This is a genomic window from Pandoraea commovens, assembly GCF_024704525.1.
Lineage (GTDB): Bacteria > Pseudomonadota > Gammaproteobacteria > Burkholderiales > Burkholderiaceae > Pandoraea > Pandoraea commovens.
Genome location: NZ_CP102780.1, coordinates 4,129,503 through 4,142,750, shown reverse-complemented (window position 1 = coordinate 4,142,750; position 13,248 = coordinate 4,129,503). Strand labels below are relative to the sequence as shown.

Genomic DNA, 13,248 nt, shown 5'->3' with positions numbered 1-13,248 from the left:
GGCTCACGCACCCGGCTTGTCGTGCATAGGCGTGCAGCCGACCGCCGCGCACAGCGCGACGTTGGCCTCGACTGAATCGGCGTGGGCGCCTTTCAATGGTGCGACAGGTGCTTTGGAAGGGAGGGGGCGACGCAGCACCTGTCAGGGTTGACAGGTGCGCAATTGCATCGCGTTGACTAGACTGCGCTCCAAATGGCGCGCATGCATGAGAGAAACAAGAAATAGCAAGTTGCGCGCCTATGCGGGTGACGGCAAGACACGCTCGCGGCAACGACTCGGAATTGCAGAGCAGAAGTCGGGAGGTAGCGCATGGATGAGTTCATTCTCCTTTCGCGCGGTGATCTCGTGCCGCCAGTTTCCGTCGACAGCCGCTATCCAAGGGTGATGATCGACGAGCAGGGAACGCCGGAACGCGCAGCGTTGCACTACGACGGCTGCATGAAGTCGTGGTGCTACGACGGCGAGGAAAAGCGGCGTTTTCTGCCTGTCGACGTGCGGCTGGATGTCGTGGATGGCTCGCCCCACTGGTGGAGTGTGCGTGCGGAAGTACGCTCACCGGTTGCGTCTCACTCGGCGTTCGACGAGTCGCTGCGCCTCACGTTTCGCTCGCACCTGCGCAACGGCACCTACGAGGTCGAGAGTCCGCCGGACGCCGACGTGATGATGATCTATCAACTGACGTTTCGCGACCCGCCCGCCTATCCGGGACAGGATGTGCACATCACTGTCAGTGCGATGAGCGGAAAGGTGACGTTATGCAACGATCCCGCCAACTTTCTCATGGGCGGGACGTTCGAGGATGTGGTGATTCCGGTGCCGGCGCTGCGGCCGTTGATCGGTGCGGGGCCGCGCTGGCCTTACAAACTTTGCCTTACCTGCGGGTACTTCGAAGTCATGCGGCCGTGACGGTGATCGCCCCCGGCCGCATGCCTTTGACATCGATCAGGCGAGCGCCTTCTCGACGATCTCGCGCACGTCTTTCGACAGCGCCTGATGCTGCGCCACTTGCTGCAAGGCGTCACGCATACGCTCGCGCAGCGCGGGCGTGTACTTGCGCCAGCGGTCGAGCACGCGCGCCAGTCGGGCGGCGACCTGCGGGTTGAGCGCATCGAGCGCCAGCACCTGCTCGGCCCAGTACTGATAGCCCGAACCGTCGGTGGCGTGGAACTGCGCCGGATTGCCGCTGCAGAAGCTGAAGATCAGCGAGCGGGCGCGGTTCGGATTCTTCAGCGTGAAGGCCGGATGCCCCATGAGCGCGCGCACCGCATCGATCACACAGTGGCTGCCGTCGCCACGCTGCATCGCCTGAAGTGCAAACCACTTGTCGATGGCGAGCGGTTCGTTCTCGAAGCGCTGATAAAAGTCCACAAGCGCTTCGGCGGCGTGGTTCGGGCCATGAGCTGCGTCGCCTTCGCGTGCCGCACCGCCGCGTTGTACCAGCGCGGTGAGCGCGGAGAAGCGGTCGGTCATGTTGTCGGCCGTGTCGTATTGCGTGCGGGCGGTTTGCGCCACGCCGGCGTCGGACAGTTCCATCAGATACGACAGGGCGAGGTTCTTGAGCGCACGCTCACCGGCCGATGCTGCGTCGGGCTGATACGGGCCCGGCACACGATGGTTGTGATACGCCGCGAGCCATTCCGTATGCAGCGATGCGGCCAGACGTTGACGCAGATACTGACGCGCCGCATGAATGGCGGCCGGATCGATCTCCGTCATCTGCTCGCCGAGATACGACTCAGCGGGCAGCGTGAGCGCCTGCGCGCGGAACGCCGGATCGAGCGTTTCGTCGCGCAGCACCTGGCGGAAGGCTTCGAGTACATAGCTGTCCACGCTCGGCAACTGGCCCATCTGAATCGATTCGACGAGGGCGAGCAACTGACGCGTCGCGAGACGCTGTCCGGCTTCCCAGCGGTTGAACGGATCGCTGTCGTGCGCCATCAGGAACGCGAGTTCGTCGATGGTGTACTCGTGTTCGACGATCACCGGTGCCGAGAAGCCGCGCAGCAGCGACGGCATCGGCGTGTGAGCGACGTCGACGAACGTGAAGCTCTGACGCTCCTGCGTGAAGTCGAGCACGCGCGTGGTAGATGCCGGTGCATCGGCCGCTTCACCGTCGAGGCGCAGCACCATGTCGCGGCCGTCGCGATCGAGCAGTCCCACGGCGAACGGAATGTGGAACGGTTGCTTGACGAGCGTTTCGACCTGCAACTCGACGCCGACCTTCGGGCAACGTTGCGTGAGCGTGAGGGTGTACGTGTGGGCGGCTTCGTCGTAGACGGCATCGACCGTCACACGCGGCGTGCCAGCCTGGCTATACCAGCGGCCGAACTGTGTGAGGTCACGCTGATTGGCGTCGGCCATTGCGGCGCGGAAGTCGTCGCACGTGACGGCCTGACCGTCGTGACGCTCGAAGTACAGGTCCATGCCGCGACGGAAGCCGTCACGGCCGAGCAACGTTTGATACATGCGCACGACTTCGGCGCCTTTCTCGTAAACGGTAACCGTGTAGAAGTTGTTGATTTCGACGTAGCTCTCGGGGCGCACCGGGTGGGCCATCGGACCGGCGTCTTCCGGGAACTGCGCCTGACGCAGCACGCGCACGTCGTCGATGCGCTTGACTGCGCGGCCCGACTCGGAGCCCATCATGTCGGCGGAGAATTCCTGATCGCGGAACACCGTCAGACCTTCCTTGAGACTCAACTGGAACCAGTCGCGGCAGGTCACGCGGTTGCCGGTCCAGTTGTGGAAGTACTCGTGGCCCACGACCGCTTCGATGTTGCCGAAATCGTCGTCCGTCGCCGTGGCGGCGTCGGCCAGCACGTACTTCGTGTTGAAGATGTTCAGGCCCTTGTTCTCCATCGCACCCATGTTGAAGTCGCTCACGGCGACGATCATGAAGCGATCGAGATCGAGCACACGGCCGAAGCGCTCCTCGTCCCAGCGGATCGAGTTGACGAGCGAATGCATGGCGTGTTCGGTCTTGTCCAGATCCTGCGGCTGCACCCAGACCTGGAGGAGCTTCTCGCGGCCGTCGCCAGCGACGATGCGTTCCTCACGGCAAACCAGACGTCCGGCGACTAGCGCGAACAGATAGCTCGGCTTCTTGAACGGGTCGTCCCAGACGGCGAAATGGCGGCCGTCCGGCAGATCGCCCTTGTCGATCAGATTGCCGTTGGCGAGCAGCACCGGATACACCTCGCGGTCGGCGCGCAGCGTCACGGTGTACGTCGCCATTACATCCGGACGGTCGAGGAAGTAGGTGATCTTGCGGAAGCCCTCGGCTTCGCACTGCGTGAAGAAGTTGCCGCCGGAGACGTACAGCCCCATGAGCGACGTGTTCTCTTGCGGACGGCAGCGGGTGACCAGCGTAAGTTCGAACGTTTCGGGCGGTGCAACGACGGTGAGCGATTCTTCGCCGGTGCGATAGCCGGACCACGGCTTGCCGTCGATTTCGAGGCTGACCAGTTGCAAGCCCTGGCCCACCAGTTCGAGGTCGCCGCCGGGGCCGGCCGGATTGCGGTGGATGCGCAATCGGCTGGTCACGGTGGTCACGTCGGGGGCGAGGTCGAAGTCGAGTTGGACGGTGTCGATCAGATACGCCGGGGGCGTATAGTCGGAGCGTTGGATGACACCTGCGAGGTCGGTTCTGAGCATGGACGGTAATGTGCGGACGGCCAAGGATTCACAAATTGTAACGGAGTGGCGCGCGCTTAGTGTCCGAGCCGACAATTTGCTGAATTTTCGTTCAACGCAACCGTCAAACGATTCGGATGTGCGCGAGATGCCGTCCTATGCTTAAATCGTCGCAACAAAATGACCAATGAGGCTGATGAGGCGCAGCGGCACCGAGGCGTCTACAGCGGGTTTCGGAATCGGGAGTACAGAATCATGTGGAAACGATGGGGAATGGCGACGTTGGCCGTCGCCAGCGTGTTACTGGCCGGATGTGCCAGCACGGTGACCAGCCAGGTCACGGCGTTCGGCACTTCGCCGGGCTTCGAGGGGCCGCGCACGTATGCGCTCACGCGCACCCCCGAGCAGCAGAACAATCAGGAGCATGCGACATACGAGCAGTGGCTGCGCACGCGTCTCGCGGGGGACGGTTTCAGTGAGCAAAGCCCGTCGAGCGCGCACTATCTGATCGGCATGTCCTACGGCATTACGCAGCAGGTGATGCGCGTGACGGAACCGGCCTACGACCCGATGTTCGCCCCCGGTCCTTGGGGACCGTGGGGGCGTCCGTGGGGCTGGTACGGTTATCCGTACGGCGCGCCGCCGGCGTACATCCAGCGCGATTACCCATACGGCCTGGCTGGCTTGCAACTGCGCTTTACGGACCGTCCGACGGGCAAGGAGGTGTATCGCGTGCAGGCCGAAACGAGCGATGCCGGAACGTCGATGGCCTCGGCCATGCCGTTTCTGATCGACGCGGCGCTCAAGCAACTGCCGTTCCCGAGCGGGCAAACCGTCAACGTCCAGCAAAAAGTCGGGCAGTGAAGGTGTGATTGATGCAAAGAAGACCGGCCGATCCCAGGCCGGTCTTTTTCGTTTACCGAAGTGATGGCGAGATCATTACTGCATCAGCGTGATGACGCCGAGCACGAGGAAAATCACGGCCGCCACGGCATGCACGGCGCGGGTCGGCAGGCGTCCCGAGAACTTGTGGCCGACGAGCACGGCAGGCACGTTCGCGAGCATCATGCCGAGCGTCGTACCCGCCACCACACCGAAGAAGTCCTGATAGCGCGCGGCGAGCATGACCGTCGCGATCTGCGTCTTGTCGCCCATCTCGGCGATGAAGAACGTGATGACGGTCGAGAGGAATACGCCGAACTTGCGACGCGTGTCGGCCTCTTCGTCGTCGAGCTTGTCGGGTATGAGAATCCAGATCGCCATGCCGATGAAGGAAGCCACGACGGCCCATTTCATGATGGCGGGACTGATGGCCGTCGACAGCCATTCGCCGACCGCCCCGGCAAAGCCGTGGTTGACGAGCGTGGCGACGAAAATGCCGAGAATGATCGGTACGGGCTTCTTGAAGCGCGCAGCGAGCACAAGGGACAACAACTGGGTTTTATCGCCGATTTCGGCAAGCGCGACCACACCGGTCGATACGAGGAATGGGGACACCTTATTTTTCTCCGCCGGGCCGTGTACATGCGAGCCAATGACAATGCGTCCCGGCCCGGGTGGCGGAAGCATCGTCATCGGTCTCGCCAGGCCCGAGGGCTGCGCACGCCATAGCCGGAACCGGCCAAGTCTGTTGACGTACGCCCCTGCCGAAGACTGATGTCTATGACAGGGCGGCTACTCCCCAATGAATCGAGGCGGATTATAGCATCGGCGCAGGGCTATCGCGCAAGCGACGGTTCCGTGACATCGCGGTAACCGGCGACGCAATGCAAAAAAGGGCAGCCATCGGCTGCCCAAGGAGATCCCCGACCGTTTGCCCCTTGCGCACGGTCGGCGACCGCGAGGGCGCGCGCGTCGCCAGAGCGACGACGCCCACGCCTCGCGTAAGACATCAGGCCTGCGGCATGCGCCAGCAGACCGGATCGGTGCAACGACTGCGATCAGCGCATCAGGCCATCATTCCATCAAGCGGCCGCGCGGTGATGGACCGGCTTGCCAGCGGCATACGTCTTGGCAATCGCGCGATCGTCACCGAGCATGGCGAACGCGAACAGCAATTCCTCCAGCGACTCCGCCAGCGCCGTACGACGCGCGAGCAACGGCGTCGCCTTCGGATCGAGCACCACGAAGTCGGCCTCGGCGCCCACGGCGAGCGTGCCGATGGTGCCGTGCAGATCCAGCGCGTGTGCAGCCCCTTCGGTCGCGAGGTAGAACATGCGTTCGGCCGAGAGGTGATACCCCGACAGACGCGCGACCTTGTGCGCTTCGTTCATCGTCTGCAACATCGAGAACGTGGAGCCGCCGCCCACGTCGGTCGCGAGCGTGACCGGCATGCGCGTCGCTTCGGCAGCAGCAAAGTCGAACAGGCCGCTACCGAGGAACTGGTTGGACGTCGGGCAATGCGCGGCCACCGTTCCCGTCTCGAACATACGGCGACGATCATGCTCGTCGAGCCAGATGCAGTGACCGTACACGGCGCGCTTGCGCAGCAGCTTGTAGTGATCGTAGACGTCGAGATAGCTGCGATGACCGGGGAACAGCGAGCGTACCCATTCGACTTCGTCGGTGTTCTCGGCGACGTGGCTCTGGATGAACACGTCCTGATACTGTTCGGCAAGTTCGCCGCACACGCCGAGCTGCGCCTCGGTCGAGGTCGGCGCAAAGCGCGGCGTGAGCGCATACAGCTGACGCCCCTTGTTGTGCCAGCGCTGAATCAGCGCTTCGCTGTCGCGTGCGCCGGTCTCGGCCGTGTCGCGCAGGAACTCGGGGCAGTTGCGATCCATCATCACTTTGCCCGCGATCATGCGCAGGTTGCGCGAGTCGCTTTCCTTGAAAAACGCGTCGGCCGAGCCGGGGTGCACCGTGCAGTACACCAATGCGCTCGTGGTGCCGCCGCGCAGCAATTCGTCGAGGAAGAACTGGGCAACATCCGCCGCGTATTCCGGATTCTCGAAACGGCGCTCGGTCGGGAACGTGTACTTCTCGAGCCAGGGCAGCAGCCCCGGCGCGGGCGACGCGATCATATCCGTCTGTGGATAGTGGATGTGCGTGTCGATGAAGCCCGGTGTGATGACTTTGTCGCGCAGATCCTCGATGGGTGTGCCGGCGGGCAGCGTCGGCGCAACCTTGGCGTAGTCGCCGACGGCCGTGATGCGGCCGTTCTCGAACGCGACGATCCCGTCCGTGTGGTGAACGGTGCCCGGCGTGCCATCGAGATAGGCGCGCGCCGGATCGTGCGTGAAGTAGACCAGTTGCGCGCGGACGGCGCGCAGGGCCTGCGGCGTCGTGTTTGTGGTGGACATTAGCGGGGTCCTTGTGTCGTTACATTTGCGTGAGCAGCAGCACCGCGAGCGCGGCGACGATCCACATCGCAGGCTTGATTTCCTTGATGCGTCCCGTGAACAGCTTGAGGACGACGAAGGCAAGGAAACTGTAGGCGATGCCGTCGGTAATCGAATACGAAATCGGAATCATCACGAGCGCGATGAAACTCGGGATGGCTTCGTCCATGCGATGCCACTCGATGCGCGCCACAGATTCCATCATAAACACACCGACGAGAATCAGCGCCGGGGCCGTGGCGATAGCGGGCACGAGCGAGAGCATCGGCGACAGGAACAGGAACGGCAGGAACAGCAGCGCGCAGACGACAGCGGTCAGGCCGGTGCGGCCGCCCTGTGCGATACCCGCCGCCGACTCAATGTAGGCGTTTGCCGGGCTCGTGCCGAGCGGGCCGGAGATCAGCACCGAGAACGAGTCGACGATCATCGCTTGACGCATGTTGCGCGGATTGCCGTCCCGATCCTTCATGTTGCCCGCTTCGGCAATGCTCATGAAGGTCGAGAGGGTATCAAAGAACGCCGTGAAGAGCATCACGAAGATGAACGGCAGGTACGCCACCTTCAGCGCGCCCAGCAGGTCGAGCTGGCCGATGCCCGAGAAGTCCGGTGCAGCGAAGAAGCCCTGGAAGTTCACCAGCGTGGCCGTGGCGATTTCCTTGGGGAAGTAGCCGCTGCCGTCGCCCCAGAGGCGGCCGATGGGCACGGCCATGAGGGTGGTGACGACGATACCGATCATCAGCGCGCCGTTCACGCGGCGTGCGACGAGCACGGTCGTGAGCGCCAGGCCGATGAGGAACGTGACGGTCGGCGGCGACAGGTGCGCCAGACGCACCACCGTGACCGGATCGCTGACCACGAGCTTCGCGTTGACCAGCCCGATCACCGTGATGAACAGACCGATGCCGCACGAGATCGCGTAGCGCAGGTTCGAGGGAATCGCTTCGACGACGAAGCGTCGCACGTTGAGCGCGGCGAGCAGCGCGAACAGAATGCCCGACCAGAACACACAGCCCAGCGCCGTCTGCCAGGGCATGCCCACGCCGTGCACCATCGTGAAGGCGAACAGGGCGTTCAGGCCCATGCCCGGCGCAACCAGCACCGGATTGCGCGCGTAGAGACCCATCGCGCAACTGCCGAAAAAGCTGATGAGCACCGTAGCAGTGAGTGCCGCCGGGAAGGCCATACCCGTCTTCGACAGAATGGCCGGGTTCACGACGATGATGTACATCGCCGCGAGGAAAGTCGTGATACCCGCTATCACTTCGGTGCGGAACGTGGAGCCGAGCGACGTGATGCCGAAATAGCGGTCGAGTGTCGACGTGGGTTGCGCGCCCGCCACGCGCGTGTTGTCGTGTGCTGCGTCCGGTGCAGCCGGGGCTGCACCCAGCGTTGCCGCTGCTGCCGCTGCTGCATTACTCGCCGGGGGGCTGAGCGATGAGTCCATGGGGTGTTGTCTCCGATATTTTCTATGTGATGAGCGCCCGGCGTTGCGCGGTGTGGGGGCACCTCGCGACGTGTATCAGGGCACGCTCGAAAAATAGCATCGGGCCCCAGCGAAAATATTCCTTATGGGGAATGTTCGACATCATCGGGAGGTAATGTGACGACCCACCCAAACGTCGATTTGCGCCGCGCAGACATAAAAAAACGCCCGAATGATTCGGGCGTTTGACCTCAGGCGAGGCGAATGCGCGATCAAACCGTTTGCGCCGCGCGGAATTGCTCCAGTTCGCCGATCAGACGCTGCTTCTCGCTGTCGTCGATGAACGAGGCGTCGAAGCTATTCCTTGCCATCGTGTAAGCGTCGTCGAGCGTCATGTCGAGGGCGTCGAACGTCGCAAGGAAGTTCTCGTTGAGATAGCCTCCGAAGTAAGCGGGATCATCCGAGTTGATCGTCACGGCCAGTCCGCGTTTGAGCAGTTGGTGCAGCGTGTGCTGCCCCATGTGATCGAACACTTTGAGACGCACGTTCGAGAGCGGGCACACCGTCAGCGCGATCTTTTCGCGGGCCAGACGGTCGAGCAGCGCTTCGTCTTCGATGGCGCGCACGCCATGATCGACGCGCTCCACGCGCAGCATGTCGAGCGCTTCGTGAATGTACGCGGGCGGACCTTCTTCACCGGCATGCGCCACGATACGCAGCCCGAGCGCACGGCAGCGCTCGAAGACACGCGCGAACTTGTTGGGCGGGTGGCCCTGTTCCGACGAATCGAGCCCCACACCCACGAGACGATGGCCGTGGCTGTTGAAATAGGGCAGCGCAGTTTCCAGCGTTTGCAGGGCGTCTTCCTCGGGCAGGTGGCGCAGGAAGCACAGGATCAGACGACTTGTGATGCCTTGCTGTGCTTCGGCTTCAGCCAGCGCGCGTTCGATGCCGTTCACCACGGTGGCCATCGACACACCGCGCGACGTATGCGTTTGCGGGTCGAAGAAGATTTCCGTGTGACGGATGTTGTCGGCGGCGGCGCGCGCCATGTAGGCGCGCGTCATGTCGTAGAAATCGTCTTCGGTGAGCAGCACGCTCGCGCCGGCGTAGTAGATGTCCAGAAAAGACTGGAGATCGGTGAAGGCGTAGGCGTCGCGCAGGGCTTCGACGCTCGGATACGGCAGCTTCACCTGATTTCGCTCCGCGAGCCGGAAGATCAGTTCGGGCTCCAGCGTGCCCTCGATGTGGAGATGCAGCTCCGCCTTGGGCATGGCGCAAAGGGTCTTGGCGAGTTCTGGCGTGAGGGGCATGGTGTGTCTTCTTGGGGGGAGATGGGCGGGATTTTACCGTCGCAGGCGTTTGTCGTGCATTGGCGCGTCGGGTGGTCGCTCCGGTGTCCGGGGGGAGGCAGGCCGCGTTTCAGACAGGAATACCGCTGTCCTGCGCACCGGCCGGTGCGCTCTGGCGCATCTGTTGTTCACGCACGCGCAGCAGTTGTGCGGTCACGGCAATCGCAATCGTCGCAGGCGCTTTGCCGGAGATGCCCGCCACGCCGATGGGGCAGATCATCTGCTCGAAGCGCTCGGGCGGCACGCCCCGGTCGCGCAGACGATGCTCGAACTGGCGGCGCTTGGTCATCGACCCGATCAGCCCGAAATAGGCGAAATCGTCCCGTTTGAAGATCTCCTCGCACAGACGCTGGTCGAGCGCATGGTTGTGCGTCATGACGAGGAAGAACGCGCCCGGCGGCGCTTCGGTGACGAGGGCCTCGGGGGTGTCCGTGGATTCGACGACGGTGTTCGGCGGCACCGTCTCGGGGAACGTTTCGGTGCGCTCGTCGGCCCAAGTGACGCGGCACGGCAGCGTGGCGAGCACCTGCACGATGGCCTGTCCGACGTGTCCCGCACCGAACAGCACGATGTGAAAGTCGCTCGGCGCGAGGCGCTCGCTCAGCCACAGCCAGCCGTCGCTGCCTTGCCAGAAGGAACAGGCGGCGTCGTCGGCGTCGCGGGTGAGGGTGTGCGGGTGGGCGAGAGGTTCGTCAGCATCGAGTTCGGTCAGCATGACCGGCCCGCCCTGATGCTGGCTGGCCGCAGCGTCTGCGCCGGGTGCGCCAAACGCTACGCTGCGCAGGCTCGCCTCACCGGCCGCCAGACGTTTGTGCAACGCGCTCACCCAGGCCAGATCGCCCAGCGTGAGCACTTCGAAGGCGAGGGTGACCGCACCGCCGCAGCACTGCCCGAGGCTCGGGCCAAGGGCGAAGCGCTCGACGTGACGCGCGCCTTGCTGTCCGTACTGACGCAGCAGCTGACGGGCGACGTCCATCGCTCGCCATTCGAGATGGCCGCCGCCGATGGTCTCCCACACGTGCTCGCGCGTGACGAGGAGATGCGTGCCTGCCTCGCGCGGTGCAGAACCCTCCACGCGCGCGATCGTCACCAATACGGCGGCCTCACCGCGTACGAGCAGTTTGTGGGCGGCGTCGACCCAGCGATGCATCAGGCGGCGCTCCGCGTGCGCAACTCGGTGATCGCCATGAGCAGCGCTTCGGACGTGGCCGGCGCGTTCAGCACCGGTTCGTCGCGATAGTCGTTCACGCTGGCTACGGCGTCGCGCAGTGCATTGAAGACCGAGAACGGTAGTAGCAGCGGCGGTTCGCCGACCGCTTTGGAGCGGTGGATCGAGTCCATCACGTTGGCGTTGTCGAACAGATTCACGCGGAAGTCCGTCGGGCAATCGCTGATGCCGGGGATCTTGTACGTGGAGGGGGCGTGCGTCATGAGCTTGCCGTCCTTGTTCCACCACAGTTCTTCCGTCGTCAGCCAGCCCATGCCCTGAATGAACGCGCCTTCGACCTGTCCGATGTCGAGCGCCGGGTTGATCGACTTACCGGCGTCGTGCAGCACGTCGGCGCGCAGCAGACGCCACTCGCCGGTGAGCGTGTCGAGAATGACTTCCGAGACCGCTGCGCCGTACGCGAAGTAGAAGAATGGGTTGCCGTTCATGGTCTTGGCGTCCCATGACAGGCCCGGCGTGGCGTAGAAGCCGTCCGACCAGAGTTGCACGCGCGCCCAGTAGGCGGCTTCCACGAGATCGGGGAAGGGGATGTGATTCCCGTTCGCGCTGACGACATCGTTGGCGAACGTCACTTCGTCGGCGGCGCAGCCGTACTTCGTTGCCGCGAACTCTGCCAGGCGCTGACGGATTTGCCATGCAGCATTCTGTGCGGCCTTGCCGTTCAGGTCCGCACCGGTCGATGCGGCGGTGGCCGACGTGTTCGCGACCTTGGTCGTGTCGGTCGCCGTGACACGCACGTGCGAGAGGTCGACGCCCAACTCGTGCGCCACGACTTGCGCGACCTTGGTGTTCAGGCCCTGACCCATCTCCGTGCCGCCGTGGTTCACGAGCATCGAGCCGTCGCGGTAGACGTGCACGAGTGCACCGGCCTGATTGAAGGCCTGCACGTTGAACGAGATACCGAACTTGAGCGGGGTGAGCGCAAGGCCCTTGCGCAGTACGGGACTTGTGCGGTTGAACGCCTGCACGGCGTCGCGACGCGCGCGATAGTCGCTCGTCTGTTCCAGCTCGGCGACCAGCTCGTGGATGATGTTGTCCTTGACGAGTTGCCCGTACGGCGTGGTGTTGCGCTCGGTCTTGCCGTAGAAATTCACACGGCGCACGTCGAGGGCATCCTTACCCAGACGTCGCGCGATGGCGTCCTGCACCACTTCCATGATGAGCGCGCCTTGCGGGCCGCCGAAGCCACGGAACGCCGTGTTCGATTGCGTGTTCGTCTTGCCGCACAGGGCGCGCAGATCGGCGTCAGGCACGAAGTAGGCGTTGTCGAAGTGGCAGATGGCACGTGTGGCGACCGGGCCGGACAGGTCGGCCGAGAAGCCTGCGCGCAGCGTCATGTCGACCTTCGCGCCGGTGATGCGACCGTCGTCGTCGAAGCCGACGTCGTACTCGAAGTAGAACCCGTGACGCTTGCCCGTCATCATGAAGTCGTCGTCACGATCCAGACGTAGCTTGACGGGCCGCTTCAGACGAGACGCACACAGTGAGGCCACGCACGCGAACAGGCCCGATTGCGATTCCTTACCACCGAAGCCACCGCCCATGCGTCGGCACTCGACGTGCACCTGATGGCTATGCCAGCCCAGCGCGTGGGAGACAAGCGCCTGCATCTCGCTCGGGTGCTGCGTCGAGCAATAGAGGTGGATGCCGTCGTTTTCCTTGGGGATGGCGTACGAGATCTGTCCTTCGAGATAGAACTGCTCCTGCCCGTTGCATTCGAACGTGCCGCTGATGCGGTTGGGCGAGGCTTGCAGGGCGGCATCGGCGTCGCCGCGACGCAGTTGCATCGGCGGGAGTACACCCGCGCCAGCTGCTTTGGCGGCCTGAGGCGTGAGGATGGCGGGCAGGTCTTCGTATTCGCCCTTGGCCAGTCGTGCGGCACGACGGGCGGCGTCGTGCGATTCGGCGACCACGGCGAACATCGGCTGGCCGATGTACTGGACGACACCGTCCGCGAGGATCGGATCGTCGTGGATGACCGGGCCGCAATCGTTCACGCCGGGGATGTCGGCGGCGGTGAGCACGGCGATGACGCCCGGTGCGCGGCGCACGGCGTCGAGATCGAGCGAGAGAATGCGGGCGTGTGCCTTGGGCGACGCCCCGAGCGCGCAGTGCAGCGTGCCTTGCAGCTGGGGAATGTCGTCGGTGTAGGTGGCTTCGCCAGCTACGTGAAGCTCGGCCGACTCATGCGGGCGCGAGCGGCCAACCTGGGCAGCTGTCTGTGCGGTCTGCGTCATGAAGCCTTCGACTTGCGTGTTCATGGGCGGCTCC

Annotated in this window: 9 protein-coding genes and 1 riboswitch; of the genes, 2 read left to right on the top strand and 7 right to left on the bottom strand. The window is 64.0% G+C overall.

The window, feature by feature from the left end; translation table 11 throughout:
- Window positions 1-309: 309 nt before the first annotated feature.
- Window positions 310-906 (top strand): hypothetical protein, encoded by a 597-nt coding sequence (locus tag NTU39_RS18630; protein WP_150666459.1) that lies wholly within the window; start codon window positions 310-312, stop codon window positions 904-906.
- A 36-nt stretch (window positions 907-942) separates the two neighbouring features.
- Here the strand turns inward: NTU39_RS18630 and pepN are convergent, their stop codons facing one another.
- Window positions 943-3,654, bottom strand: coding sequence for an aminopeptidase N (gene pepN / locus NTU39_RS18625; RefSeq protein WP_257958265.1), 2,712 nt, complete (start codon window positions 3,652-3,654; stop codon window positions 943-945).
- Between the two features lie 234 nt (window positions 3,655-3,888).
- On the opposite strand from pepN, the gene NTU39_RS18620 reads away from it, so the two are divergent.
- Window positions 3,889-4,497, top strand: coding sequence for a DUF4136 domain-containing protein (locus tag NTU39_RS18620; RefSeq protein WP_150740104.1), 609 nt, complete (start codon window positions 3,889-3,891; stop codon window positions 4,495-4,497).
- A 75-nt stretch (window positions 4,498-4,572) separates the two neighbouring features.
- On the opposite strand, the gene NTU39_RS18615 is transcribed toward NTU39_RS18620, so the two are convergent.
- From NTU39_RS18615 to xdhB, 6 genes are all read right to left on the bottom strand, one after another.
- Window positions 4,573-5,130, bottom strand: coding sequence for a TMEM165/GDT1 family protein (locus NTU39_RS18615; protein ID WP_257958263.1), 558 nt, complete (start codon window positions 5,128-5,130; stop codon window positions 4,573-4,575).
- Between the two features lie 13 nt (window positions 5,131-5,143).
- Window positions 5,144-5,328: riboswitch (yybP-ykoY riboswitch) on the bottom strand.
- 269 nt (window positions 5,329-5,597) lie between these two features.
- Window positions 5,598-6,935 carry a guanine deaminase gene (guaD, locus tag NTU39_RS18610; RefSeq protein WP_150666463.1) on the bottom strand — a complete coding sequence of 446 codons (1,338 nt, stop codon included), beginning with the start codon at window positions 6,933-6,935 and terminating at the stop codon, window positions 5,598-5,600.
- Between the two features lie 19 nt (window positions 6,936-6,954).
- On the bottom strand, window positions 6,955-8,418 hold the full coding sequence (locus tag NTU39_RS18605; RefSeq protein ID WP_246184755.1) for an NCS2 family permease: 1,464 nt from the start codon (window positions 8,416-8,418) through the stop codon (window positions 6,955-6,957).
- 251 nt (window positions 8,419-8,669) lie between these two features.
- Window positions 8,670-9,710, bottom strand: a complete 1,041-nt coding sequence (locus tag NTU39_RS18600) for an adenosine deaminase (protein WP_257958262.1) — start codon at window positions 9,708-9,710, stop codon at window positions 8,670-8,672.
- Window positions 9,711-9,819: 109 nt separating this feature from the next.
- Window positions 9,820-10,899: a xanthine dehydrogenase accessory protein XdhC gene (gene xdhC, locus NTU39_RS18595; protein WP_150666465.1), complete on the bottom strand. Its 1,080-nt coding sequence runs from the start codon at window positions 10,897-10,899 to the stop codon at window positions 9,820-9,822.
- Complete coding sequence (gene xdhB / locus NTU39_RS18590) at window positions 10,899-13,238, bottom strand: xanthine dehydrogenase molybdopterin binding subunit (RefSeq protein ID WP_257958261.1); 2,340 nt, start codon at window positions 13,236-13,238, stop codon at window positions 10,899-10,901. Before xdhB ends, xdhC begins: the two co-directional genes overlap by 1 nt.
- Between the last annotated feature and the right edge of the window lie 10 nt (window positions 13,239-13,248).

Excerpts from the sequence above, each read along its gene's own strand:
- NTU39_RS18605 (WP_246184755.1), bottom strand. The coding sequence starts at position 8,418 with ATGGACTCATCGCTCAGCCCCCCGGCGAGTAATGCAGCAGCGGCAGCA.
- xdhB (WP_257958261.1), bottom strand. The coding sequence starts at position 13,238 with ATGAACACGCAAGTCGAAGGCTTCATGACGCAGACCGCACAGACAGCT.
- NTU39_RS18620 (WP_150740104.1), top strand. The coding sequence starts at position 3,889 with ATGTGGAAACGATGGGGAATGGCGACGTTGGCCGTCGCCAGCGTGTTA.
- xdhC (WP_150666465.1), bottom strand. The coding sequence starts at position 10,899 with ATGCATCGCTGGGTCGACGCCGCCCACAAACTGCTCGTACGCGGTGAG.
- pepN (WP_257958265.1), bottom strand. The coding sequence starts at position 3,654 with ATGCTCAGAACCGACCTCGCAGGTGTCATCCAACGCTCCGACTATACG.
- NTU39_RS18600 (WP_257958262.1), bottom strand. The coding sequence starts at position 9,710 with ATGCCCCTCACGCCAGAACTCGCCAAGACCCTTTGCGCCATGCCCAAG.
- NTU39_RS18630 (WP_150666459.1), top strand. The coding sequence starts at position 310 with ATGGATGAGTTCATTCTCCTTTCGCGCGGTGATCTCGTGCCGCCAGTT.
- guaD (WP_150666463.1), bottom strand. The coding sequence starts at position 6,935 with ATGTCCACCACAAACACGACGCCGCAGGCCCTGCGCGCCGTCCGCGCG.